General features: G+C 65.2%; 17 protein-coding genes and 1 pseudogene. 8 read left to right on the top strand and 10 right to left on the bottom strand.

Annotation, left to right across the window (positions count from 1 at the left end):
• Window positions 1–55 precede the first annotated feature (55 nt).
• Complete coding sequence (sufB, locus tag ACVMB1_RS11680; protein WP_038380064.1) at window positions 56–1,552, bottom strand: Fe-S cluster assembly protein SufB; 1,497 nt, start codon at window positions 1,550–1,552, stop codon at window positions 56–58.
• Window positions 1,553–1,646: 94 nt separating this feature from the next.
• Window positions 1,647–2,804, bottom strand: coding sequence for a cysteine desulfurase family protein (locus tag ACVMB1_RS11675; protein WP_253590347.1), 1,158 nt, complete (start codon window positions 2,802–2,804; stop codon window positions 1,647–1,649).
• 462 nt (window positions 2,805–3,266) lie between these two features.
• Here ACVMB1_RS11675 and ACVMB1_RS11670 point away from each other — a divergent pair, with 462 nt between their 5' ends.
• Window positions 3,267–3,914 (top strand): alpha/beta hydrolase, encoded by a 648-nt coding sequence (locus tag ACVMB1_RS11670; RefSeq protein ID WP_016843213.1) that lies wholly within the window; start codon window positions 3,267–3,269, stop codon window positions 3,912–3,914.
• Window positions 3,915–4,012: 98 nt separating this feature from the next.
• On the opposite strand, the gene ACVMB1_RS11665 is transcribed toward ACVMB1_RS11670, so the two are convergent.
• From ACVMB1_RS11665 to ACVMB1_RS11655, 3 genes and pseudogenes are all read right to left on the bottom strand, one after another.
• Window positions 4,013–4,342, bottom strand: coding sequence for a DMT family transporter (locus ACVMB1_RS11665; protein ID WP_028332217.1), 330 nt, complete (start codon window positions 4,340–4,342; stop codon window positions 4,013–4,015).
• Window positions 4,343–4,345: 3 nt separating this feature from the next.
• Window positions 4,346–5,023, bottom strand: a complete 678-nt coding sequence (locus ACVMB1_RS11660; protein ID WP_141342564.1) for a glutathione S-transferase family protein — start codon at window positions 5,021–5,023, stop codon at window positions 4,346–4,348.
• A gap of 82 nt (window positions 5,024–5,105) precedes the next feature.
• Window positions 5,106–6,210: pseudogene (locus ACVMB1_RS11655) on the bottom strand (anhydro-N-acetylmuramic acid kinase).
• Window positions 6,211–6,362: 152 nt separating this feature from the next.
• Between ACVMB1_RS11655 and tyrS the strand changes: the two are divergent.
• Window positions 6,363–7,616 carry a tyrosine--tRNA ligase gene (gene tyrS, locus ACVMB1_RS11650; RefSeq protein WP_057020016.1) on the top strand — a complete coding sequence of 418 codons (1,254 nt, stop codon included), beginning with the start codon at window positions 6,363–6,365 and terminating at the stop codon, window positions 7,614–7,616.
• A gap of 56 nt (window positions 7,617–7,672) precedes the next feature.
• On the top strand, window positions 7,673–8,920 hold the full coding sequence (locus tag ACVMB1_RS11645; RefSeq protein WP_076832296.1) for an MFS transporter: 1,248 nt from the start codon (window positions 7,673–7,675) through the stop codon (window positions 8,918–8,920).
• A 675-nt stretch (window positions 8,921–9,595) separates the two neighbouring features.
• On the opposite strand, the gene ACVMB1_RS11640 is transcribed toward ACVMB1_RS11645, so the two are convergent.
• Window positions 9,596–13,300: a YhdP family protein gene (locus ACVMB1_RS11640; protein ID WP_141342565.1), complete on the bottom strand. Its 3,705-nt coding sequence runs from the start codon at window positions 13,298–13,300 to the stop codon at window positions 9,596–9,598.
• A gap of 227 nt (window positions 13,301–13,527) precedes the next feature.
• On the opposite strand from ACVMB1_RS11640, the gene ACVMB1_RS11635 reads away from it, so the two are divergent.
• Both ACVMB1_RS11635 and ACVMB1_RS11630 read left to right on the top strand, forming a co-directional pair.
• Complete coding sequence (locus ACVMB1_RS11635) at window positions 13,528–14,253, top strand: peroxiredoxin (protein ID WP_200844516.1); 726 nt, start codon at window positions 13,528–13,530, stop codon at window positions 14,251–14,253.
• 100 nt (window positions 14,254–14,353) lie between these two features.
• Window positions 14,354–15,709, top strand: a complete 1,356-nt coding sequence (locus ACVMB1_RS11630) for a M23 family metallopeptidase (protein ID WP_076832288.1) — start codon at window positions 14,354–14,356, stop codon at window positions 15,707–15,709.
• A 70-nt stretch (window positions 15,710–15,779) separates the two neighbouring features.
• On the opposite strand, the gene ACVMB1_RS11625 is transcribed toward ACVMB1_RS11630, so the two are convergent.
• Together ACVMB1_RS11625 and ACVMB1_RS11620 are read right to left on the bottom strand one after the other, a co-directional pair.
• Window positions 15,780–15,983, bottom strand: a complete 204-nt coding sequence (locus tag ACVMB1_RS11625) for a hypothetical protein (protein ID WP_076832286.1) — start codon at window positions 15,981–15,983, stop codon at window positions 15,780–15,782.
• Window positions 15,980–16,855 (bottom strand): DUF6502 family protein, encoded by an 876-nt coding sequence (locus ACVMB1_RS11620; protein WP_076832283.1) that lies wholly within the window; start codon window positions 16,853–16,855, stop codon window positions 15,980–15,982. Before ACVMB1_RS11620 ends, ACVMB1_RS11625 begins: the two co-directional genes overlap by 4 nt.
• A 162-nt stretch (window positions 16,856–17,017) precedes the next feature.
• Between ACVMB1_RS11620 and ACVMB1_RS11615 the strand changes: the two genes are divergently transcribed.
• Together ACVMB1_RS11615 and ACVMB1_RS11610 are read left to right on the top strand one after the other, a co-directional pair.
• Complete coding sequence (locus tag ACVMB1_RS11615) at window positions 17,018–18,391, top strand: glycosyltransferase family 4 protein (RefSeq protein ID WP_244558944.1); 1,374 nt, start codon at window positions 17,018–17,020, stop codon at window positions 18,389–18,391.
• Between the two features lie 6 nt (window positions 18,392–18,397).
• A complete protein-coding gene (locus tag ACVMB1_RS11610) occupies window positions 18,398–19,717 on the top strand; it encodes an O-antigen ligase family protein (protein ID WP_141342566.1) in 1,320 nt (439 codons plus the stop codon).
• A gap of 221 nt (window positions 19,718–19,938) precedes the next feature.
• Here ACVMB1_RS11610 and ACVMB1_RS11605 read toward each other — a convergent pair whose 3' ends face one another.
• Entirely contained in the window at window positions 19,939–21,174 is a 1,236-nt protein-coding gene (locus tag ACVMB1_RS11605) for an ABC transporter substrate-binding protein (RefSeq protein ID WP_057020008.1), read from the bottom strand.
• 160 nt (window positions 21,175–21,334) lie between these two features.
• On the opposite strand from ACVMB1_RS11605, the gene ACVMB1_RS11600 reads away from it, so the two are divergent.
• Window positions 21,335–23,488 (top strand): carbamoyltransferase C-terminal domain-containing protein, encoded by a 2,154-nt coding sequence (locus tag ACVMB1_RS11600; protein ID WP_456816151.1) that lies wholly within the window; start codon window positions 21,335–21,337, stop codon window positions 23,486–23,488.
• Here the strand turns inward: ACVMB1_RS11600 and ACVMB1_RS11595 are convergent.
• The gene (locus ACVMB1_RS11595; RefSeq protein ID WP_076832278.1) at window positions 23,448–24,383 is read right to left on the bottom strand and encodes a DMT family transporter; all 936 of its coding nucleotides are present in this window, start codon (window positions 24,381–24,383) and stop codon (window positions 23,448–23,450) included. The two genes, ACVMB1_RS11600 and ACVMB1_RS11595, sit on opposite strands and share 41 nt — an antisense overlap.
• Window positions 24,384–24,439: the final 56 nt, after the last annotated feature.

Below are 24,439 nucleotides of genomic sequence, written 5' to 3'. Positions count from 1 at the left end.
GATTTTTCCTGAGCATCACCACGAGGCGCGTCGGCCGCGCCGTTGGCGGGATGGATTAGCCAACCGAACCTTCAAGGCTGATCGAGATCAGCTTCTGCGCTTCCACCGCGAACTCCATCGGCAGTTGCTGCAGCACGTCCTTCACGAAGCCGTTGACGACGAGGCCGACGGCTTCCTCCTGCGAGAGCCCGCGCTGGATACAGTAGAACAGCACGTCCTCGGAAATCTTCGACGTCGTCGCTTCATGCTCGAACGTCGCCGAGGAATTCTTGGCCTCGACATAGGGCACGGTGTGCGCGCCGCACTTGTCGCCGATCAGAAGCGAGTCGCAGGCGGTGTAGTTGCGCGCGCCGGTGGCCTTGCGGTGCGCGCTGACCAGGCCGCGATAGGTGTTCTGCGACTTGCCGGCGGCGATGCCCTTGGAGATGATCCGGCTCGACGTATTCTTGCCGAGATGGATCATCTTGGTGCCGCTGTCGACCTGCTGGAAGCCGTTCGAGATCGCGATCGAGTAGAACTCGCCGCTCGAATTGTCGCCGCGCAGGATGCAGCTCGGATATTTCCAGGTGATCGCCGAACCGGTCTCGACCTGGGTCCAGGAGATCTTCGAATTGCGACCACGGCAGTCGCCACGCTTGGTGACGAAATTGTAGATGCCGCCCTTGCCTTCCGAATTGCCCGGATACCAGTTCTGCACCGTCGAATATTTGATCTCGGCATCGTCGAGCGTGACGAGCTCGACCACGGCGGCGTGCAGCTGGTTCTCGTCGCGCTGCGGCGCGGTGCAGCCCTCGAGATAGGAGACGTAGGAGCCCTTGTCGGCGATGATCAGCGTGCGCTCGAACTGGCCGGTGTTGCGCTCGTTGATGCGGAAATAGGTCGACAGCTCCATCGGGCAGCGCACGCCCGGCGGCACGTAGACGAACGAGCCGTCGGAGAACACAGCCGAATTCAATGTCGCGAAGTAATTGTCCGAGGTCGGCACCACGGTGCCGAGATATTTCTGCACCAGCTCGGGATGCTCGCGGATCGCCTCCGAGATCGGCATGAAGATCACGCCGGCCGCCTTCAGCTCCTTCTGGAAGGTGGTCGCAACAGAAACCGAATCGAACACGGCGTCGACCGCGATCTTGCGGTTCGGCGTCTGCTCGCCACCGGGCGGCGGCTCGACGCCCTCGAGGATCGCGACCTCGCGCAAGGGGATACCGAGCTTCTCGTAGGTCTTGAGGATTTCCGGATCGATCTCGTCGATCGAGGACAGCGTCTTCTTCGGCTTCGGCGCCGCGTAGTAGTAGATGTCCTGGTAGTCGATCTTCGGATAGTCGACGCGCGCCCAGGTCGGCTCGGTCATGGTCAGCCAGCGGCGATACGCCTCCAGGCGCCATTCCAGCATCCAGGCCGGTTCGTTCTTCTTTGCGGAGATGAAGCGGACGGTGTCTTCCGACAGCCCCTTCGGGGCCTTGTCGGACTCGATCAGCGTCTCAAACCCATATCGATACTGGTCGACGTCGATGCGCCGGACGCGCTCGACCGTCTCTTGTACAGCAGGCATTCAATCCTCCGCTCGCGGTTTCAAGGACCGCGGTGGATCTCAAGTTCCGAAAATCTCTTACGATGCTTTGATGACGAAATCCGCTTAGAACAGTTCAAGCTGTGTTTCGTCGTCCCCCCTTAACTAAGGTATCGGCGAGCTTTCGCCAAGCCTTGAGGGTCAAATCCACGTCTGTCTCCGTGGTAGACCAGCCAAGACTAAGCCGCACCGCTCCCTGGGACACCTCCGAACGGTATCCCATTGCCTCCAGCACGTGGGACGGCTGGACCTTGCCCGAGGAGCAGGCGGAACCGGACGAGACCGCGATTCCCCCAAGGTCGAACCCGATGACCGCCGTCTCGGCCTTCATTCCGGGCGCCGTGAACAGAACGGTATTAGGCAACCGCTTGACGTCATCGGAGAACACCAGCACGTCCGGCGTCTGCCGCAGCCCGTGCTCGAGCCGGTCGCGCAGTCCCCTGACGCGGGCTGCATCGGCCTTCAGCGCCGCCATCGCGGCCTTGGCGGCCGCACCGAACCCGGCGATGCCGGCGATATTCTCGGTCCCTGCCCGCCGCCCGAGCTCCTGCCCGCCGCCGCGCAGAAACGCCTCAAGGCCCTCGACGCCCTCGGCGAGCACCAGCGCGCCTGCGCCCTTCGGTCCGCCGATCTTGTGCGCCGACAGCGTCACCAGGTCGGCCTGCGTCGAGGCCAGATCGAACGGGATCTTGCCGAACGCCTGGATCGCATCGACATGCAGCAGCCCGCCAGCCGCATGGACGATTTCGGCGACATCAGCCACCGGCTGAATGGCACCGGTCTCGTTGTTCGCCAGCATCACCGAGACCAGAGCCGGCGGACCATCGGCCAGCAGTGCGCGCAGATGGTTGAGATCGATCACACCGGCCCGCGTGACATGGATTGCGGAGGTCGCCTCCGTCGCAAACCGACCGCCCGCGAGCACGGACGCGTGCTCGATCGCCGACACCAGGAGCCGCTGCACCGGCGCGCCCGCAGCGCGGCGCAATCCCGGCGTCAGTGCGAGCGCATTGGCTTCGGTCCCACCGGAGAGAAACACCACGTCCCGCGGCCGGCCGCCGACCGCCTTCGCCACGGCATTGCGGGCATCCTCAAGCAGCCGTCGCGCCCGCCGTCCCTCGCTGTGCACCGAGGACGGGTTGCCGATCAATTCCCACGCCGCAGCCATCGCCGCCTTCGCCTCCTGGCGAAGCGGCGTGGTGGCATTCCAGTCGAGATAGACGCGATCGTCCATGGAGCTATCCGCGGCAACCACCATGGTTGCGGCCTTCACTGCGAGATAACGACAGTTAACGACCGAGACCAGATCAGACGTCACCGGCACGGGAGATTTTTCCCGCGCGGCGGGAGCCTCGCGCTGCAGCCAGACACGGCGTTCGCGGTCCCCCAAGCGCGATCGCATTTTGACAGACTGAAACTTCAGGTAGCCTCCGAAGCAATCCGGCCGTGTCGATCCGGATCGCCGTCGCCGCGTCGGCAACGTGCGCGTCGCGACGCGGATTCGCGACCGCCAAGCGGCACAATTTCCTTGATTTTTGCCCCTTGCGTCATGCTAGAAGGCCTCCAGCGTGCCGCGCGGCGGTGCCTGCGCCGATTTCATCACGAGCTGCTCTGTTCGCGAACCGTCGCTGAAGATGGCTCCAACCGGTTGATTGATCGACGTCAATCAAGGGAACGCGGCAATCAAGGGAACACAATGCCTGAAGTCATTTTCACCGGCCCTGCTGGCCGCCTCGAGGGCCGCTACCACCCGGCCAAGCAGAAGAACGCGCCGATTGCGATGATCCTGCATCCGCATCCGCAGTTCCACGGCACGATGAACCACCAGATCGTCTATCAGTGCTACTACGCGTTCGCGCATCGCGGCTTCTCGGTGCTGCGCTTCAACTTCCGTGGCGTCGGCCGCAGCCAGGGCTCGTTCGATCACGGCACCGGCGAATTGTCCGACGCCGCGAGCGCGCTCGACTGGGCGCAGGCGATCAATCCGGAGGCCCGTGCCTGCTGGGTTGCGGGCTTCTCGTTCGGCGCTTGGATCGGCATGCAGCTTCTGATGCGCCGGCCGGAGGTCGAGGGATTCATCTCGATCGCGCCGCCCGCCAATCTCTACGACTTCTCGTTCCTCGCGCCCTGCCCGTCGTCGGGCCTGATCGTGCACGGCGACAAGGATGCCGTGGTGCCGCCCAAGGACGTCAACACGCTCGTCGAGAAGCTGAAGACGCAGAAGGGCATCGTGATCGACCAGCAGGTCATCCCCGGCGCCAACCACTTCTTCGACGGCAAGCTCGAGCCGCTGATGGAGACGGTGACCGGCTATCTCGACATGCGTCTCGCCAACGTGCGCTGACGACGCCGACCTTGTAGCCCGCATGAGCGAAGCGACGTGCGGGTCGCGGCCGACAAGACCCCGGATATCGCTGCGCTCATCCGGGCTACGGCACTGACCTATTCCGGCGCCAGCTTCAGCGCCGCAATCCCGACCAGCACCAGCGCAATCCCTGCGACCTTCATCGGATTGAGCGCCTCGTTGAACAGCAGCACGCCCATGGCCAGCGTGCCGGCCGCGCCGATGCCGGTCCACACCGTGTAGGCGACGCCGACACCGAGCACCTGCAGCGCGCGTCCGAGCAGGAACACGAACGCGGCGAGCAGCAGCAGCGAGACCAGCGTCCAGCCGAGCCGCGTATAGCCTTCGGCATATTTCATCGAAATCGCCCAGCCGACGTCCAGCAGGCCGGCGACGACGAGCGCGATCCAGGCAACCGAATGCGACATGGCTTACGCGGCGAGCTTCAGCATATGCGCGCGGTGGCCGACCAGGAACGCATGCAGCAGCGCCGGATAGTCAGGCGACACCGCACTGCGTACGCTCGGCCGCTGTGCCAGCGCGCTGCGCCAGGCGCGAAGTTTTGGCGTGTGCGTGAAAACAGCGAGATCGGTCAGCTGGTCGAACAGATCGAAATAGCGGAAGATCGGCGCGAACACCGCATCCACCAGACTGAAATTCTGGCCAGCGAAGAACGGACCAGCGCCGAGTGCGGCCTCGACGCGCGCGAATTTTGCCACGACCGCCTGCCGCTTGCTCTCGAAGGCCGCGGCATCGGTGGCAGTCTCGAGCCCCCAGAGATCGCCGAGAATGGCCGAGCCGAACTCCATCCAGGCGCGATGCTCGGCGCGGACAAGAGGATCCTGTGGGTGCAGCTTCGCCCCCGCCTGCGTCTCCTCGATGTACTCGCAGATCACGTTGCTCTCGAACAGCGCGACCTCCTTGCCGTCGTCGCGCGTCACCACCAGCACCGGCACCTTGCCGAGCGGCGAGATCTTCAGGAACCAGTCCGGCTTCCTGGCGAGATCGATGTCGATCCGCTCGAACGGCACGCCCTTCTCACGCAGCGCGATCACCGCGCGTTGCACATAGGGGCAGAGCTTGTGGCTGATCAGTTTCAGGGCGGCCATGACGAACCTCGCGTTCAATGCAACTGCATCGAATTAAATGCAGCGGCATGGAACTGTCAAGGTAGATGCATTTGCATCTAAATCACGGTCGCGCGATAATGCCCCCGGTCATCGGGATCGGCACCCCCGTTGTGGCAGGGTAGCTCAGAGGCAGGCCCTTCATGCCGCGCGCGGCAAGGAAGCCGAACGCCTGCGCCTCGATCGCATCCGCCGCCCAGCGCGAGCGCCTCGGCCGGCTCGACGGTCGCCGGCGCGAGGCGCTCGCGCAGCATCCGCAGCATCGTGAGGTTGGAGGCGCCGCCGCCACAGATGATCCAGCTTTTCGGCTGTTTCGGCAGCAGCGGCACGACGCGGGCGATGGCCGCGGCCGTGAAGGCGGTCAACGTCGCGGCGCCATCGGCCGGCGCCACGGCGCCGAGCTTGAGACTGGCGAAGTCGTTGCGGTCGAGCGATTTCGGCGGCGGCAGCGCAAAGAACGGCAGCTTCAGCGCCTGTGCGATCCAGGCGTCGTCGGGCTTGCCCATTGCGGCGAACTTGCCGGCGGTGTCGAACGGCTGATGCATCTGACGGAACATGAAGTCGTCGAGCAGCGCATTGCCCGGCCCGGTGTCGCAGGCGATCAGCGTGTCCGTGCCGTCGATATACGTGATGTTGGAGACGCCGCCGATATTGACCACGACGATCGGCCCCTCGCGGTTTAGCGATTGCGCCAGCGCGCGGTGGTAGACCGGCACGAACGGCGCGCCCTGCCCGCCGGCCTCGACGTCGGCGGCACGGAAATCGTGCATCACCGGAATGTGGATCACCTTGGCGAGCGCCAGGGCATCGCCGATCTGCACCGTCAACCTCCGCTCGGGGCGATGCAGCACGGTCTGGCCATGGAACCCGACGATGTCGATATCCTGGGCCGAGATCCGGTGCTGTGCTGTGAAGCTGGCGACCGCCTCGGCATGGGCCGTGGTGACGGCCTGCTCGGCCTGCCGCAAAATCCCCGGCCGGGCGTCGCGCCGCGACAGATGGACCGCCTCCGTCAGCGCCTGGCGCAGCAGGCTGCGCTCGCCTTCGGTATAAGGCCGATAGCCCGAGGGGCCGAAGGCCTTGATCTGGCGGCCGTCGGTCTCGATCAATGCCACGTCGACCCCGTCGAGCGAGGTGCCGCTCATCAGACCGAGTGCCGTTAACATCATGCTGGAAGCGCCCCAGCCGGGAACCCCCGGCTTGTCTCAAACAAGTACATCCTATAATGCCACTGCGCGTCCGCCTGCGGCAGCCTCAAGCATCAAGGTTCCGCAAATAGATGCAAAAACCGTAAAACAAGAATGATCTGGCTCGCCGACAAATGACTGCATTTAAATCGGATTTCCTGAACACTTTACAGGAACGCGGCTTCGTCCACCAGTGCTCCGATTTCGAGGGCCTCGACGCGCTTGCCGCGAAGGGCCAGGCGACCGCCTATGTCGGCTATGACTGCACCGCGCCGTCGCTGCACATCGGCAACTTCCTCACCATGATGATGCTGTACTGGCTGCAGCAGAGCGGCAACAAGCCGATCACGCTGATGGGCGGCGGCACCACGATGGTCGGCGACCCCTCGGGCAAGGACGAGACGCGCGCAATGCGCACGGTTGCGGAGATCGAAGCCAACAAGGTCTCGATCCGCGGCGTGTTCGCCAAGGTGCTGCGCTATGGCAACGGGCCTTCCGACGCCATCATGCTCGACAATGCCGAGTGGCTGACCAAATTGAACTGGATCGAGATGCTGCGCGACATCGGCCGGCACTTCTCGGTCAACCGCATGCTGACCATGGACTCGGTGCGGCTCCGGCTCGAGCGCGAGCAGGAGATGAGCTTCATCGAATTCAACTACATGGTCTGCCAGGCCTACGACTTCGTCGAGCTGTCGCGCCGCGCGGGCTGCCGGCTGCAGATGGGCGGCTCCGACCAGTGGGGCAATATCGTCAACGGCGTCGATCTCGGCCGCCGCATGGGCACGCCGCAGCTGTTCGCGCTGACCACGCCGCTGCTCACCACCGCCTCCGGCGACAAGATGGGCAAGACCGCCAAGGGCGCGGTGTGGCTCAACGCCGACCAGTTCTCGCCCTACGATTTCTGGCAGTACTGGCGCAATGTCGAGGACGCCGACGTCGTCAAGTTCCTCAAGCTGTTCACCATCCTGCCGATGAGCGAGATCAGCAAGCTTGCGGCGCTGGCCGGCGGCGAGATCAACGAGGCCAAGAAGGTGCTGGCGACCGAAGCGACCGCCCTGCTTCATGGCCGCGATGCAGCGAACGAAGCCGCCGAGACCGCGCGCCGCACCTTCGAGGAAGGTGCGCTGGCCGAAACCTTGCCGACGGTGGAAATTCCGCGCGGCGAATTTGAAGCCGGCGTCGGCGTGCTGGTCGCCTTCGTCAAGGCCGAGCTCGTCGCTTCCAACGGCGAAGCGCGCCGGCAGATCAAGGGCGGCGGCCTGCGCGTCAACGATGCAGCCGTGACCGATGAGAAGATGCTGCTGACTTCGGCCAATCTCACGCCGGAAGGCGTGGTGAAACTGTCGCTCGGCAAGAAGCGCCACGTCCTGCTGAAGCCTGCATAGGCGCATTCGCATTTGTCGGTTGTCGGGAGCGCGGAAAGCGCGCTCCCATCTTTCCGATGGACCAGACCACGCCTCCGAACGTCACGCTTGCAACGCCGGCGAAGCAGTCCCGCGTCGCGCTGAACGTGCTCGCGCTCTGCTTCGTGCTGTCGGTGCTTGGGCGCGGCCTTAGCGACAGCTTCACCGTTTTCCTGAAACCGATCTCGGAAAATTTCGGCTGGGACCGCGCCTCTGTGGTGTCGGTCTACTCGCTGACCTGGCTCGCCAGCGGCCTGACCGCGCCACTGGTCGGACGCCTGTTCGACCGCTCGGGTCCGCGCCTGGTCTATGCGCTCGGCCTCTCGCTGCTCGGTTGCGCCTTCCTCGTCGCCTCGCGCGCGCAAGCGCTCTGGCAATTCCAGCTCAGCGTCGGCCTCTGCGTCGGTTTCGGCACCGCGCTGATCGGCAATGTGTCGAATTCGATCCTGCTCGGCCGCTGGTTCGGACCACGCCTGCCGACCGCGATGGCCGTGATGTATTCGGCGACCGGCGCGGGCCTGTTGCTGCTGTTGCCGCTGTCGCAGGTTCTGATCGACCGGATCGGCTGGCGCGAGGCCTATCAGGCGTTCGGCGTCGGCGCGCTCTGCCTGCTTGTTCCTCTGGTCTTTCTGCCGTGGCGGCTGCTCGCCGGCGGATCGCCGCATATCGTCAGAAAGGCAGAGGCTAGTCTGGCCGACGAAGGCTGGACGCTGCTCAGCGCGATGCGCCACCACGCCTTCTGGGCGCTGTTCTCCACCTTCTTCTTCACCGCGATCGCAATGTATGCGCTGACCGCGCAGATCGTCGCCTATCTGATCGATGTCGGCTTCCCGCCGCTACAGGCGGCAACCGCCTGGGGCTTCTCCGGCGTAGCCCTGTTCGTCGGCATGCTCGGCGTGTCCACCCTCGACGGCATCATCGGCCGCCGGCCCTCGGTGCTGTTCAGCTACGGCGTCTCGATCCTCGGCATCATTCTGCTCTGGCTGCTGCAGTGGTATCCGAACTACTGGCTGCTGACCGGCTTCATCATCTGCTTCGGCAGCATGATCGGCTCGCGCGGCCCGTTGATCACCGCGACCGCGCTGAAGATTTTTCGCGGCGAGCGCGTCGGTACGATCTACGGCACGATCATGATCGGCAGCGGTCTTGGATCAGGGCTAGGCTCATGGGGCGGCGGCCTGATCCACGACTGGACCCACAGCTACAATCCGCTGATCGTCTTCGCGCTGGTCAATGTGGTGCTCGGCCTGATCCCATTCCTGGTGGTGCCGGCGCTGCGACGGTGAGTTCGGACGCGTCCGCTTGCCCCTGCGGAGGCGATGTGGAATCCGACACGAACGCATGCCGGCCTTGGGCCAACGCCTTTGGGCCGACAGGCGGCATTCGCGAAATGAAACAGGCCGCCAACAGCAGCGGCCCTAGTCGATGGCTCCAATTCCTTGATTGCGAGAACCGACTCGAGCAGGCTTGTAAGCCCGGAAGTCGATCCTCTGGTCCGGTACTGCTAGCCGCAGCGACGAACTCTCCGGACCGATCCGTCGTCACGCTCGATCGTGACGGTGCGGCATCCGCGATATCCGCGATCATACCCGTAGGCGCGATAAGCGGGTCGATCGTAGTCTCGGTAGTAACGGGGCTCCGGGCCCACTCTCACGCCGCCGAGCGGAGTATCAACGGCAACCTGAGCTGACGCGGGTGCAATGGAGATCGGCGTGGCCATAGCGAAACCGGCGACCGCCAGTACACCAGCCAATAACAGGGCTCTCATGAGAGTTCCTCCTGAGTTGTTGAATTGCTCTCCAACATCCCAGACAGGGCAAGGTTCCTGCGCGAACGTCATCCGGTCGGCGGGCCGCTCGGACTTGGTCGCAGCCTCGGATGAATGCGGACAGGAACCCGCCGCTGCGCGTCAGCGCGCGAGCTCGACCGACCTTGAAAGCAGGCGTCGATGAGCGAGCGTTCTAGTTGTTCGTCGTCGGCAGATCGTTCGGGCCGTACTGCTTGAACTCGAAGATCTTGCGCGTCAGGCCGGGCGCCAGCGCAGAGATCGGATTGACGCGCAGCACCGGTGCGCTCGGCGTTCCCACCACTTCGTAGGTCACGCCGATCAGGCCTTCATTGCTGCCGGCGCCGAGGAAAATCCCGAAGAACGGGATCTGGCCGAACATGTTGTTCAACCCGTACATCGGAATGAAGGTGCCGTTCATCCGCACCTGGTTGCCGATATAGTCGATGCTGCCTTCGATGGTCGCGCCGATGGTCGGTCCCTTGACCACACCATTGCGGATCGAAAGCTGGCCGCTCTGGCGCGTGAATTCGGCGCGTAGCGCGTCGAACCCGATGCCGTTCTGGGTGCTGACCGGCCCGCCGGCAACGGCCCGATCGAGCTGGGTTTCGCCCTTCACCGAGAATCCGGTGATATTGATGAGCCCTTCCCTGGGGCTCGGCTCAGGGATCGGCGGCTCCATCGCGAGCGTAAGCTGGCCGCCGACCACCTTCGAATAGGTGTCGATGAAGCGCAGGAACGCACCGGCGTCGCTGGTCTGCAGATAGATCACCTCGCGGCCCTGCTGGCGTCCGCGCATATCGACCGTGACGGGGGTGTCGCGACCGACCTTGCCGCTCAGCGTGAACGCCTTGAAGAACCCGTTGCGGCGCGAGACCTTGGCGTCGACGCTGCGCAGCGCTTCGCCGTTGAATCCTGCGACCGCGCCGAGTTTCAGGTCGACATCGAAATCGGTGGTCCTGGTCTTGCTCTTGGGATCGCTATCGCGGCCGGAGATCGCCGACTTCAGGAAGCCGCGGCCGTCGAACACGTCGCCGCGCATCGTCACCTTGATCACGCCGTCGGGACCGCGATCGGCCCGCAGCGAGGTCTTGTCGCCTTCCGACGGCGCGTAGGTCGGGAAGTACGCATTCATGAGATCGCCGTTCTGGTCGACCTCGAGCGCCCCCTTGATCGACACGCCGGCGCCGTCGATCGAGATATCCTCGAACCGGGTCGATTGCCCCTTCGGCACCACGTTGAAGGTCGCCTTGCCGGCCCGGCCCTGCGCCTTGACCCAGCCCGGCAGGATGTTGTCGAGCTTGAGCTGGGTCAGGTCGGCCTCGACGCCCATCTTGGTGGTGGGATTGTCGCCGCTGCCGATCTTGCCGCTCAGCTTGATCGGGATCGCGCCCGAGACCGCGGGACCGAGGTCGAGCCCGAGGCGCGCGCGGCTCGCATCGTCCAGCGTCGCCTGCAGCTTGACGTCGGCGTCGCCCTCAGCCGGCTTGCGGTAGTCGAGCGAGGCCGCCTGCCCGTTGATCTTGACGTCGCCCTTGACCTGGAAGCCGGCATTGCTGGCAATCACTTTCAGCGCGTTGGCTTCGAGCTTCTGGTTCATCACCAGCTTGTCGACGGCAACGCCGGCGATGTCGGCGGTGACCGAGTAGAGCGTATCGGCCTTGGTCAGCTCGCCCTTCACGGGCATGCCGAGATTGATCGTCGCGGTGACGTTGCCCTTGCTGGCGTTGGGATCGATCGGCGGACCGGAGAGATCGCTGAGCCGGTCGGAGGCGAGGATTTCGGCGGCAGCCGGCACCGGACAGTCGACCCGGAACTTGACCTTCGACGGCGACGGCTTCGGCGCCATGTCCGGCACCTCGAAGGTGAAGTCCGACAGCGTGATCTTGCGGCCCGCCGGCGTGTCGGCAATGCCCTGGTTGATGGTCACGGTCGCGCTGCGGCCGGTCACCCTGGCCTTCAGATCCGCGTCATGCACCGCGGGCATCTGATCCACCGGACGCACCGTGACACCCGAGGCGACAATGTTGACCGAGAGGCCGTCATCCGGAATCGGCGGTCCCTTGCGCGACAGGTTGTGCACCGGCGAATTGACGCCTACATCGATACGCTGGAGCGTGCCGCGGTCGATGCGCTCGAGCACCCATTCGCGAACCTCGGGCACGATGATGACCGGCCACATCCGTTTCAGGGCCGAGGCCGACATCGGCGTGCCGGCGAATCCGAGCTGCAGCCGCGGCTCGCCGGAATAGTCGATGCTGCCGGTTCCGGCGACGCCGATCTCGCCATTGGAGATGTCGGCCTGGGTCAGCAGCACGCGCTTCTTGTCAGTGTCGAACCGGAAGCCGATGTTGATGCGATTGAAGATCAACGGTGGTTCGTTCTTGTCGGCGCCGGCCAGCACGATGGTGCCGCCCGACAGGCCGGCCTGCCAGTCGGTGACGTTGTCGTTCGGCGGCTCGAGATGGCCGAGCAGCGTGATGCGGTTGGCGCCCGAGACGACCTTGATCGGCGCCAGCAGTACGCGCCGACCCGAATCCCATTCCACGCTCATCTCGGCCGCATCGATCGGCATCGGATAGTCGGGCGTGTCGGTGTCGATGATGTTGCCGGCGCCGACATTGATCTTGCCGCGGAAGTATGTCGGCAGGCCGTCGCGGCCGAGTTCGCCCTTCATCTCGCCCGACAGCGGCAGGTCGGCGGTGTAGGTCAGATCCTTGGTCCGGAGCGCGAGCAAGATGTTCCGGGTGGAAACCTTGTCGGCTTTGATGTCGACCGAGCGCACGCCGTTCTGCTGCGGTCCGACCAGCACGCGCACCGACCAGGGCTTTGCGCCCTCCTCGCCGAAGCTGAGCGCGACGCCGCCGCCGCTCGGGCGCCGCAGGCTGAGGCTGATGTTCTCGAAGCTCCATTTGTTGCCGCGCTGCTGATCGTCGACGACGAGATTGCCGTTCTTCAGGCCGATCTCGTTGAGGTTCTGCCCGTCGAGGCCGGTCATGCTGAGGCTGTCGAGCCAATCGAGACCGGCGAGCAGCCCGCTCTGAGCCGAATCGGACGCGCCCGCGGAGGGCTCGGCGGCAGCTGGCGGCGAGGCAACCGGCGGCGGCGGGGCTGCGGGTGTCGGACGCGGGAATGTCGGCGGCATCCCCGCCTCCCGCTTGGAGGCAACGCCGGTGGCCAGCGGTTTTGCGGTGTCACCGGCGGACACGGTGACATTGCCGTCTGGCGTGATGCGCACCGACAGCTCCGCGTCGACCAGATTGAGGCTCTCCGCCCGCAACTGGCCCATCAAGAGCGCGGTTCCCGACAGGCGCACTTCGGCCTTGGGCGCGCTCGCAACCACCGCATGGTCGCGGTCGCGGACGATGATGTCGCGGATGCGCACCGCGATCCTGACGCGGCCGGCGCGCTCGATCTGCGTTCCGCCGACCTCGACCGTGTTGCCGTGGCCGATGTTCTCCTCGATCGCCGCGGCGAGCCACGGCGTCGCCATGTCGAGATTGATCGGGCCGGCGCCGAGCCGCCACCACAGCCCGCCGAAGCAGGTCGCGAACATCGCGACCAGCACCACGAGGACCAGTCCGATGCGACGGATCCAGCGCTCGCCGTTCAACCAGCGCCGCATGCCGGAGCAGAAATCGGTGAAGCGATGCAGGTTGGTGTGGGAACGCGCCAGCAATTGCCGCGCACGGTTGCCCGCCGCCTCATCCTGCTCGTCCCACGCAGCGTCGTCCTCCCATTGCGAGAGGTCAGCCCCGGCGCGCGGATTTGGACCCTGCGGCGACGTGTTCCTTGCCATTGCCTCTCGGTGCTGACGGCGAAGCTGATCGCCGCCATCGGGGCGCCCGTCGATCCGTATCGAGCGCTCCTGTGCCGGCATCGCCGCCTATCCTCGCCTAATCATGTTACTCGCCGATGGCCCCCAGAGCGGACCAAACCAACCAATCAAAAGCCAATTCAGCAAGCGGACGGGTCACGCGTCGAATTCCTTGTCACCATACTCCGTGGCCATCAAACTTGCCCAGCGGCCGGTGCGAATCCGGCCGCCGCCAATAAGACCGCAATACCCCAATGGTTGAGCTTCGGAAAGCGACGAAAGGAAGGCGTATGTCCAAGAAAACGCGCAAGAAATCCTCCAACACAACCGGGAAGCGGGTCGCAACAAAGGTTGCGCGCGCCGCAAGCGCAAGCACTGGGAAGTCCGCGACGAAAACCCGCACAGCGGTTGCGAAGAAGGCAGCGGCCAAGAAAACAACTAAGAAAACGACCAAGGCGACCGCAGCGGGTGTTCGAAGCAAAGCCTCGCACAAGGCGGCATCGAAACCGTTAAAGCGAGAGCCGGCCGCGACCGTGACCAGTTCGTCCGCCGTCACACTTGCCGAGGGCGCCGCGGCGCCTGGCTTCAACCTGCCGCGCGACGGCGGGGACAGCGTTTCGCTGAAGGATTTTGCCGGCAAGAAGCTGGTGCTGTTCTTCTACCCCCGCGCCGACACCCCCGGCTGCACCCGGGAGGCGATCGATTTCACCCGGCTCAAAAGCGAGTTCGTAGCGGCAGGGACCGAAGTGGTCGGCATTTCCGCCGACACGGTTAAGGCGCAGGAGTCATTTCGAAACAAACACCAGCTGTCGGTGCCGCTGGTCTCCGATCCGGCCCACCAGATGCTGGAGGCCTATGGCGCCTGGGGCGAAAAATCCATGTATGGCAGGACCTTCATGGGAATTATTCGCACGACGGTTCTGGTCGATTCCGGTGGAAAGGTCGCCCGCATCTGGCGTCATGTGAAGGTCGACGGCCACGCCGAAACGGTATTGGAGGCCGCCCGGGCGCTCTGACGGGACGGGTTCCGTTTCCAGAAAATTAACCATGACGAGCTCAAATCGGCCCCGCAAATTAGCCGTACGGAGCTTGGTCCGACCGGCCGCGGGAGTACCGATGTCGAGCCGGTCCGGACACCACAAACACCATCATCCGCAGGACCATGGCCGGACGCCGGTACGCCGTCCGGCAGCCCATCACCCCGCACCTGCCGCCGCGGCGGTGGCGGCCTCCGGCGAGGGCTATACACTGGTCCATGCCGGCAAGCAGGTCCGGTTCGGGCCGGTGGTGTTCTGGATCATCGTCGGCACCGTGGTGCTGCTCGGCATGTGGTCGGCGGCGACCGCGACCTATTTCGCGTTCCGCGACGACGTGCTGACCCGGCTGATCGCGCGCCAGGCCGAGATGCAATACGCCTATGAGGACCGCATCTCGGAGCTGCGCGCCAAGGTCGACCGCACCACCAGCCGCCAGCTGCTCGACCAGGAGCAGTTCGACCAGAAGCTCGACCAGATCATGAAGCGGCAGTCGACGCTGGAATCGCGCGCCACCGCGCTCGGCGCGATGCCTGACGTCACCAGCACCGGATCGATCAAGCCGCAGGGCCGCGCCGAGGCGGCGCCGTCCTCGGGCACCCTGAAACCCTCCCCGATCAGCGACACCGTGATCTTCGTGGCGCCGCCGGATCGCGAGGCACGACTGGAATCGCGCGCGCCACTGATCGCCAAGATGCAGCCGAACCAGTTCGCCAAGGCCCAGGGCGTCGACAACGTGCTGGTCCGCCTGCAGACCTCGCTTGACCAGGTCGAGCGGCGCCAGGTTGCCGCGCTCGCCTCGGTCGAGGATAGCATCGATTCCAGGGTGCGCCGGATGCGCGGCGTGATCTCCGATCTCGGCCTCAACATGGCGCAGCTCGAGGCGGCGACGCCGCGCTCCGGCATGGGCGGGCCCTTTGTCCCTGTGAAACTCTCTGCCGACGCCGGCGCGTTCGAACGCCAGCTCTATCGCATCAACATCAACCGGGCACAGATGCAGCGACTGAACCAGACGCTGGCGCTGGTGCCTTACCGCAAGCCCGTGGTCGGTGAAGTCGAATTCACCAGCGGCTTCGGCGTGCGCTCCGACCCCTTCCTCGGCCGGCCGGCAATGCATACCGGCCTCGACTTCCGCGCCGCGCAAGGCGATCCGGTGCGTGTCACCGCCAATGGCAAGGTGGTGTCGGCGGGCTGGGCCGGCGGCTATGGCCGCATGGTCGAGGTCGATCACGGCAACGGGCTCTCGACCCGCTACGGCCATCTCTCCGAGATCGGCGTCAAGGTCGGTGAATACGTCAAGATCGGCCAGGTGATCGGCGCCGTCGGCTCGACCGGCCGCTCCACCGGTCCGCATCTGCACTATGAAACCCGCATCGACGGCGAAGCGGTCGATCCGCAGAAATTCCTCCGCGCCGGCGTCCGGCTCAGCGCGGGCTAGCTCAATCTCACGACGATCGATCTGAAGATCGGCGCAAGCGGTCTCGCTTGCGCCGATCTTGTTTGTGGTTTCAGCGGCGGCCGCCGCCCATGCCGCCGGGCGGTCCGCCGCCACCGAATCCGCCGCCGGGCCCGAACGGACCACCGCCACCGCCGCCAGGGCCGTTGCCCTGGTCGTTGCCGCGCTTCTTGACCTGCGCGCCCGCGAGCGACGTTCCGGCAAGCCAGAACGCTGCCAACAGCGCGCGGCGCGAAATGACCGGCGGGCGCTTCACGCTGCACCGCCTTCGTCGGCATCGTCATCGACCGGACCATCCGGCCCCTCGCGGTAGATGTAGATGCCGAAATTCAAGCGATAGTCGCCGCCCTTGTCTTTTGCGAGCGCGCGGTTGGCCTCGCGGTTGGCGACCTTGAGCGCCTCCATCGCCAGCTCGCGCGAGCGGCCCTCGAGCCGTTTCGCCAGCTTCGCCGACAGGCCGTCGTAATGCACCGCGCGTTCGAGGAAGCGCGGCGCGGCCGACGACACGTTCATCTCGGCGGCCGCCACGTGATCATGCAGGTTGCGGCCGAGATAGTGCCATTTGCGGTCGTCGTCGCCATGCGGCACGAAGGCCTCCTCGACCAGCATGATCTCGTCGTCGTCATTGATGGTGACGAGCTTGCGGTCGAGCCATTCGTCCAGCACGGCGCGCGGCCGCACATCCTTGGTGATCGATTCGACCAGCGTCTCGAACGACGGCGCGCCTCCGTCCGCGGTGCGCGGCAGCGGCAGCGGATCGCCCTTGGCATCGGTGAACTCGGGCCCGGCCAGCCAGCGCGCGATGATCGCGCTGGTGCGCGACAGCGTCGCCGGCACTGCATTGACCGGCGCGCCGGCGCCGCGCAGCCGCGCCACCTCCTTGCGGTGGATGCCGGTCAGCAGGCTGACGCGGCTGTCGGTCTGCTCCTTGCCCTCGAGCGCGAAGTCGTGCTCGGCGACGTTGACATAGAGCTCGCGCAGCAGCTGGGTCAGCGCCGGAAACGTCATGCCGCCGCGGATGCAAAGCCGCACCAGCGGGCGGAACATCCGCGCCAGCGGCGTGTGCAGCTTCGCTGCGGCGATCGGCGCGAACGATCCCACCTTCGACTTCGGGGCCTTGGCATTCATGCCTAACTTTTAGCCGTCCGCGCCGTGGGACACAATCCCACCTCACTTGACGTGTGATATTTTCCCACTTGTGGGAAACAAAATCATCTCCGGACAAGGTTCGCGCGCTCGCCAGCGGGTGTCACGGAGTCCGGCACTGCCGCCATCGCCACGGACCGCTCCATGACGTCTGCCCGATTCGACCTTGCGATCGCGGAAGCCTGCCGGATCGCCCAGGTTCCGTTTGAGGAGTTCGTGTCGACGGTGATGGCGGGCGGCTATCCCTGCCTGCCGGGCGTTGCGCCCGGAACGCCGCGCCGCTTCGACGAAACCGACCTGCTCGCGCTCTATCGTTACCTCGATGAAACCGACATGAACTCGCCGATCATGCGCGGCGGCCTGCGCCGCACCGTCAGCTGGTTCAAGCACAAGCTCGACGCGGCGACCTCGCTCGAATTCATCATCGCCTTCCTGCGCTCGATTCATCTGCTGCCGACCAGCGTCAAGCTGATCGAGAACCGGACCGAGGGCCTCGAATACATTCCGACCGATTTGCGCGATCTCGAATTGTTCGGCGATTTCCTGCTCGAGCCCGGCTTCTACAGCTATCAGGACACCTCGGCCCTGACCCGGTTGCCGCCACCGCGGGTCGATGCGCGCGACTACGACGTCATTCTCGTCGACACCCCGACGCGGGTTGCGATCCAGCGCCGCCCGGGCGCAAAGGTGATTTGCGTCGTGCATGACCTGTTACCGATCACCGATCTCAAGCTGGATGACATCGCAACACGCCTGTTCCTGTCGCGCTTTTTCACCAGCGTGAATCAGGCTGACGAGCTCGCCTTCGTCTCGAACTACAGCATGAACCGCTTCCGCGCCCTGCTCCCGCAATATGCGCACATTCCGGCGCGAGTGGTCTATCCGCGAACCCGTTTCGACGTCGCGGAAGCGCCGCTTGTACCGGCGCCAACCGCGGTCCCGGCACGGCCGAGCTTCGTCGTCATCGTCTCGAACGAGCCCCGCAAGAACCTCGCCGCCGTCATCCACGCCTTCCGCAAGTTGCCGGAGGCCGATCTCGTCGTGATCGGCTATGCCGGCGGCGCCAACCAGGCGCGCAACCTGCCGAAGAACGTCCGCTTCTCCGGCTATGTCGACGAGCACGAGAAGGCGGCACTGATCGCGGACGCGCATGGCCTGATCATGCCGAGCCTCGCCGAAGGCTTTGGCGTCCCGATCATCGAGGCATTCGCGGCCAACACTCCTGTGCTGTGCTCCGATATTGCCGTGTTCCGTGAGGTCGCGGGCGAGCTTGCCGACTATTTCGATCCGTTCTCGACCGACTCGATCTGCGCCTCGGTGCGACGCGTGCTGGCGCAGCAAGAGCAATGGCGCGACCGGATCCGCGCGCGGCGGGCCGAGCTGGCCGAGCGCTTCGGCCACCACACCCAGGCGCGCGACCTGCTGTCGCATCGTGCTGCCCCGGACGTCGCGGCCGCTGCTGCGGCGCTCACCGCCGCGATGGCGACCTTCAACGGTGCAACCGCGCACGGCGTGTAACCGGTCATGAGCACCGATTCCGACGCCATTGGTCTCGCAATCGAACCGCCAGCACGATGGCGCGATCGCGTCCGCACCTGGTCCGCCTCAGTCGCCTATGTCCGCGCCACCGATACCCTGATCGCCTTGGCCACGGCGTCGCTACCCTGGTCGACCACGGCACTCGCCGTCTTCATGCTGCTCTGGCTTGTCGCCGTGATCCCGACCATCGACTGGGAGCAGTTCGTGCTCGACCTCGCGCGGCCTTCCTTTGCGTTGCCGATCGCGCTGGTCGCACTCGCCGTGATCGGTGTGGCGTGGTCGGAGACGAGTTGGGCCGAGCGGCTGCAGGGCATCAAGCCGCTCGGCAAGCTGCTGCTGCTGCCGTTCCTGCTCGGCTACTTCCAGCGCTCGCAACGCGGGCTCTGGGTGTTCCTGGCCTTCCTGGTGTCCTGCACGGTGCTGATGATCCTGTCCTGGATCGTGCTGGCGCTGCCGCAGCTCAAGCTCGCGCACACCGCATCCGACGGCGTGCCGGTCAAGAACTACCTCGACCAGAGTCAGGAGTTCGCGCTCTGTGCGTTCGCGCTGGCACTGCCGGCATTGACGACGCTGCGGGCCCGGCAATGGCGCTTCGCTGCCGGCGCCATCGCGCTGATGCTGCTGTTCGTCGCCAACATGCTTTATGTCGTCTCGGCGCGGGCCGCGCTGGGCTACATGCCGGTGCTGTTGATCCTGTTCGCGTCGCTGCATCTGTCGCGGCGCGCCACGCGGCTGCTGTTCGCCGGCGTCGCGGTCACCAGCCTCGTGGTCTGGACCACGTCTCCCTACCTCCGCCAGCGCATCGCCGACGTCGGCATCGAGTATCGGGCCCACGATACGTCAGGCATCGCTTCCACGGCGCAGCGCCTGACCTATTGGCGGAAGTCGGTGAAGTTCATCGGCGAGGCGCCGCTCGGGCACGGCACCGGCGCGATCAGGCGCATGTTCACGCAGGATGCCGTCGGACAAGCCGGCCTTGAGGCCGAGGTGATCAACAACCCGCACAACCAGACCCTCAATGTCGGGGTCCAGTGGGGGTTGATCGGCATCCTGCTGCTCTACGCGATGTGGATCAGCCACGTCAGGCTGTTCGCCGGCCGCGATCTCGTGAGCTGGATCGGACTCGCCGTGGTCGTGCAGAACATCACAAGCTCGCTGCTCAATTCGCATCTGTCCGATTTTCACGAGGGCTGGATGTACGTGATCGGCGTCGGCGTCGCCGGCGGCATGGCGCTCCGCGCCCGCCGGCCGGAGAAGATTTTGGCGGACAATGCCGCGGCAGGCGGGTTGAAGCGGCTTGTATAATCCGGAGCTGCATCTGCTCGCGCCGTGTGTGACTCACGGGTGGCGCAACAAATTCAGCGTCGTCCCGGCGTAGGCCGGGACCCATTACCACCGAAGACGATTGTTGCGCGACGCTAGGGCCACAGCTTCCTCACCAACCCAATCCTGTGGTTATGGGTCCCGGCCTACGCCGGGACGACGGTGGTGTTTGCCGAGCGAGCATCGGCTTCATCACTCCCCGCCTACCGCGACGCTTCGTGCCCGACCTCGCCGGTGATGACGTCACCGAACAGCTCCCACGCATCGCCGTTGAAGCGCATCAACTGCATCTGCTCGATCGGGAAGTAGTCGTCGGGAGAGGTGTTGACCATGACGCCCGGCAGCATCAGGTCGGAGTGGAAGTTCTTCAGGTTGGCGGCCTGCTTCATCACGTTCTCGCGCGTGAGATTGTCGCCGCATTGCTTCAATACCTGCATCATCGCCTCGGCCTGGACATAGCCATAGAGGTTGTTGGCATTGGCCTTGTCGCCGTCGGGGTAATACTTGTCCATGAAGGCACGCCAGCTCTGCACCGCCGGATCCTTGTCCCAGGTCGGATCGGTCGGGTCCTTCAGATAGGCGGTCGAGATGATGCCCTTGGAGAACTCGAGCCCGGCCGGCTTCAGCACCGAGGCAACCGAGGTCGCGGTGTTGGCGAGGAAGAATTTCGGCTTCCAGCCGAGCTCGCCCACCTTCCGGATCGCCTGCGCCGAGCCCTTCGGCGCCGCCCAGGAGAAGAAGATGTCGGCGCCGGAATCGTGCAGCGCGACGATCTGCGAATCGATCGAGGGATCGGAGACCTCGTACGACTTGTCGGCGATGATCATGCCGACCTTGTCGCCGAGCCCGTCCTTCAGGCCCTTGAACTGATCCTTGCCGGCATCGTCATTCTGCCAGAACACCGCGATCTTGCTGTCGGGGAATTTGTCGCGAATGTACTTTGCGTAGATGCGGCCCTCGCTCTGGTAGTTGGGCTGGAAGCCCATCGTCCAGGGAAAGTTCTTGGGATCACCGAACTTGGTGCCGCCGGAGGCGACGAACAATTGCGGCACCTTCTTGGCATTCATGTATTTCATGATTGCCGAATTGGACGGCGTGCCGAGCGGCTGGAAGATCAGCAGCACCTCGTCGCTCTCGACCAGCTTGCGCGCCTGCTCGATCGCCTTCGGCGGCGAATAGGCGTCGTCGTAGCTGATGAAGTTGATCTTGCGGCCGTTGATGCCACCCTGCTCGTTGGTCATCTTGAAGAACGCGGCCTCGGTCTTGCCGATCACCCCATAGGACGACGCCGGGCCGCTGTATGGCATGATGTTGCCGATCTTGATTTCGCCATCACTCGCGCCGGGATCGTATTTCTTCTGCGCGGTGGCCGAGGTCGCGATCAGTGCGGCACTTGCGAACGCCGCGATTGCGCCAATATATCCGAAACGAGCCGGCATCGTTTTCTCCCGATTTTTGTCGTTGGTTTTGGCGGCAAGTCTCGCAAGAGACGCATGTGCTGGCAAGCGCTGGGTTTTTCCGCTGGGCGAAACGGCATTGTTGCCTGGCGCTATTTATGATTGAAGGTCGATCTGGGGATCACGAGTCGAGGCGTTCTGATTGCGTAAACCGGACATCCGTACCGGTCCGCGGCATCCGCATCTTGCGGCCGCGGGCTATGAGATCACGCGCCGCCTCAGCGAGTCTGCGCTGGCGAAGCGTGGCCTGCACAAGGCCAATGGCGCGTTCGCGCAGCGCACGATCGCCTCGATCCGCGAAAAGCTGCAGCGCGGCGAGACCGTCTATATCGCAGGCCTCGCCTGCCCCGGCACGCACAATACCGGCGTCGCGCTGGTCGAGATCACCCAGAAGGACGGACCGCGCCTGATCGTCAACAACGAGGAAGAGCGCTTCTCCGGTAACAAGCACACCAACGAGTTCCCGCAACACGCGCTCGACGACATGCGCAAGGTGTTGCAGCGGATGGGCCGCGACATCGGCGATATCGCCGCCTTCGTCACGACATGGGACTATCCGGCGCTGCTGGCGATGCTGATCCGCACCTCGCTCGAGGAAGCGCCGGCCAGCCTCAAACTGCTGCGCGCCCCGATCGCACCGGCGATCAATCTGCGCCAGCTGGATCAGGTGCGGCGGCTGTCGCACCGGCTCGGCGGGATGTACGGGCTCGACAAGCAATTGCCGCTGATCTGCATGCCGCATCACGACAATCACGCCTGGTACTCGTTCACGGCCTCGCCATTCGCCGATGCGCGCGAGCGTGTCGCGATCGCGGTGCTCGACGGTACCGGCGACGTCGGCTCGATCTCGCTCTATGTCGCCGAGAACGGCGAGATGAAGCAGCTCTATTGCAACGAGAGCCTGTTCGACTCGCTCGGTGCTTTCTACACCGTGATCTCATCCAGCCAGGGCGGCTGGACTTGGCTGTCCAGCGAGGGACGCTACATGGGCGCCGCCGCCTGGGGCGACATGAACCGCGCCACCAATCCGTATTATCAGCGCTTGAAGGCGGTGCTGCAGCTCGGGCCCAACGGCAGCGTGCAGCTCAATCGCGCGATGGCCAATTGGTACGCCGATCCCGCCGACAATCCCTATCGTCAGCCGCTGATCGACATTCTCGGCCCGCCGCTGCGCCCGGACCAGCTCTGGAATCCAGACGCCGTGCTGCGCGTCGAGGACATCAATCACCGCCCCGACACCAAGGACCGCGTTGATAAGGCAGCCGCGACGCAACTGGTGTTCGAGGACGCGATGATCCATGTCATCGACCATCTCCTGCGCACCACCGGCACCGACCGCCTGGTGCTGACCGGGGGCGTCGCGCTGAACGCGCTCGGCAACATGCGGCTGCTCGAGCATTTCGACGAGGCGTGGTTCGAGCGGGCGCAGCAGCGCAAGACGCGACTGCATATGTGGGTGCCGCCGGTGCCCGGCGATCCCGGCGTGCCGATCGGCGCCGCCTGGCTGTTCGCGCATATGGCGGGCGCGCCGCGCGGCGCGCCGCTGTCGCACGCATTCTATTGCGGCCTGCCGCCCTCGAACGCCGGCATCACCGCGGCGCTGCAAGCCGACGACATCGCCTCGACCGAGATCGGCAATGTGGCGACGTCAGAAGGGCGCGATGCGGTTGCCGACCTGATGGCATCCATGGTCGCGCAAGGCGGCGTGATCGCGATCTATCAGGGCGCCGCCGAAACCGGCCCGCGCGCGCTCGGCCATCGCTCGATCCTCGCCAATCCCTGCGATCCCGAGGTGCGCGAGCGGCTCAACGAGCGCGTCAAGTATCGCGAGGCGATCCGGCCGCTGGCGCCGATGGCGACGCTGCAAGCTGCGCGCGATTATTTCGAGCTGGAAGACGGCGCCTCCGACGCTGACTACAACGCCTATAACTACATGGTGCTCACGGCGCATTCGAAGCCCGAGGCGCGCGCGAAGATTCCGGCGGTGGTGCATGCCGACGGCACCGGCCGCGTCCAGATCGTGCGCGAGGCCGACGATCCCCTCACCTATGCCTATCTGAAGGCGCTCGGCCGTCATATCGGCGTCGAGATGTCGGTCAACACCTCGTTCAACGTCGCAGGTCCGATCGCGCAGACGCCGGCGCAGGCGATGAACACGCTGCGCCGCTCCAAGGGGCTCGATGCCGTGGTGTTGGTCGCCGACGACGGCACCGCCTACGCCGCCTGGCACGGCGGCGAGCGCGACAGCGGCCGCTTCAGCGGATGGTATGCGGCGTGGAAGCAGGCGCGCGGCTGAACCAAACCAGCACGCGGCCGTCGATCAAGAGCAGCGCGCTCGCGATCACCAGCGCGCCGATCACCTCGCGCAGTGCGATCGGCTCGCCGAGCACGAGATAGCCGAGCAGCATCGCGGTGACCGGAATCAGCAGCGTCACCAGCATCACATTGGTCGCTCCGGAGCGCTGCAGGATCTGAAAGAACACGATATAGGCCAGCGCCGTCGACAGCGCCGCGAGCCCGAGCACGGCGAGCCATGTCGCGGGATGCGGCATCGGCAACAGCCACGGCCGATCGACGACGGCGGCGATGGGCGCCATCAGCACCGCCGAGGCCATCATCTGGAACGTCGCGGTGCCCAAGGGCGGCACGCGCTGCGGCAGCCGCCGTCCGACCAGCGCCGCGATGCCGTAGCTGAAGGCGCCCGCGAGGCACAGCAGGATGCCGATGCCCTGCCGGCTCTCGAAGCCGAGCGCATCGCCATGCAGGATCGCAACCCCGATCAGCCCGACCAGAACGCCCGCCACGCGGCGCGCTTGCAACCGTTCCTCGCCGGCCGCCGCCATCACGACCACCGCGAACAGCGGCGTCGTCGCGTTGAGGATCGAGGCCAGCCCGCTCGGAATATAGGTCTGCCCGAACACGATCAGCGCGAACGGCAGCACATTGTTGAACAGCCCCATCGCAACGAACGGCGCCCAGCCGGACAGGCTGCGCGGGAATTCGATTCCGGCGGCCCGCAGCAGCGGCAGCAGGATGATCGTGCCGAGCACGACGCGCAACAGCACCAGGGTCAGCGGCGGCAATTCGCGCAGGATCACGCCGTTGAAGAAGAACGAGCCGCCCCAGAGTACCGACAGCAGGACAAGCAGCCCCCAGTCGCGGCGATCGATCCAGTTGTCGGCGGAAGGCATGTCGGGCACTCACCTGCAGTCGGACAGGTGACTAGGGCAGCGCCGCGAATATTCCC

It is taken from the genome of Bradyrhizobium sp. USDA 4504 (assembly GCF_054063995.1).
This window is presented reverse-complemented; position numbering and strand designations above follow the sequence as displayed.

Excerpts from the sequence above, each read along its gene's own strand:
- sufB (WP_038380064.1), bottom strand. The coding sequence starts at position 1,552 with ATGCCTGCTGTACAAGAGACGGTCGAGCGCGTCCGGCGCATCGACGTC.
- ACVMB1_RS11675 (WP_253590347.1), bottom strand. The coding sequence starts at position 2,804 with ATGGACGATCGCGTCTATCTCGACTGGAATGCCACCACGCCGCTTCGC.
- ACVMB1_RS11670 (WP_016843213.1), top strand. The coding sequence starts at position 3,267 with ATGCCTGAAGTCATTTTCACCGGCCCTGCTGGCCGCCTCGAGGGCCGC.
- ACVMB1_RS11665 (WP_028332217.1), bottom strand. The coding sequence starts at position 4,342 with ATGTCGCATTCGGTTGCCTGGATCGCGCTCGTCGTCGCCGGCCTGCTG.
- ACVMB1_RS11660 (WP_141342564.1), bottom strand. The coding sequence starts at position 5,023 with ATGGCCGCCCTGAAACTGATCAGCCACAAGCTCTGCCCCTATGTGCAA.
- tyrS (WP_057020016.1), top strand. The coding sequence starts at position 6,363 with ATGACTGCATTTAAATCGGATTTCCTGAACACTTTACAGGAACGCGGC.
- ACVMB1_RS11645 (WP_076832296.1), top strand. The coding sequence starts at position 7,673 with ATGGACCAGACCACGCCTCCGAACGTCACGCTTGCAACGCCGGCGAAG.
- ACVMB1_RS11640 (WP_141342565.1), bottom strand. The coding sequence starts at position 13,300 with ATGCCGGCACAGGAGCGCTCGATACGGATCGACGGGCGCCCCGATGGC.
- ACVMB1_RS11635 (WP_200844516.1), top strand. The coding sequence starts at position 13,528 with ATGTCCAAGAAAACGCGCAAGAAATCCTCCAACACAACCGGGAAGCGG.
- ACVMB1_RS11630 (WP_076832288.1), top strand. The coding sequence starts at position 14,354 with ATGTCGAGCCGGTCCGGACACCACAAACACCATCATCCGCAGGACCAT.
- ACVMB1_RS11620 (WP_076832283.1), bottom strand. The coding sequence starts at position 16,855 with ATGAATGCCAAGGCCCCGAAGTCGAAGGTGGGATCGTTCGCGCCGATC.
- ACVMB1_RS11615 (WP_244558944.1), top strand. The coding sequence starts at position 17,018 with ATGACGTCTGCCCGATTCGACCTTGCGATCGCGGAAGCCTGCCGGATC.
- ACVMB1_RS11610 (WP_141342566.1), top strand. The coding sequence starts at position 18,398 with ATGAGCACCGATTCCGACGCCATTGGTCTCGCAATCGAACCGCCAGCA.
- ACVMB1_RS11605 (WP_057020008.1), bottom strand. The coding sequence starts at position 21,174 with ATGCCGGCTCGTTTCGGATATATTGGCGCAATCGCGGCGTTCGCAAGT.
- ACVMB1_RS11595 (WP_076832278.1), bottom strand. The coding sequence starts at position 24,383 with ATGCCTTCCGCCGACAACTGGATCGATCGCCGCGACTGGGGGCTGCTT.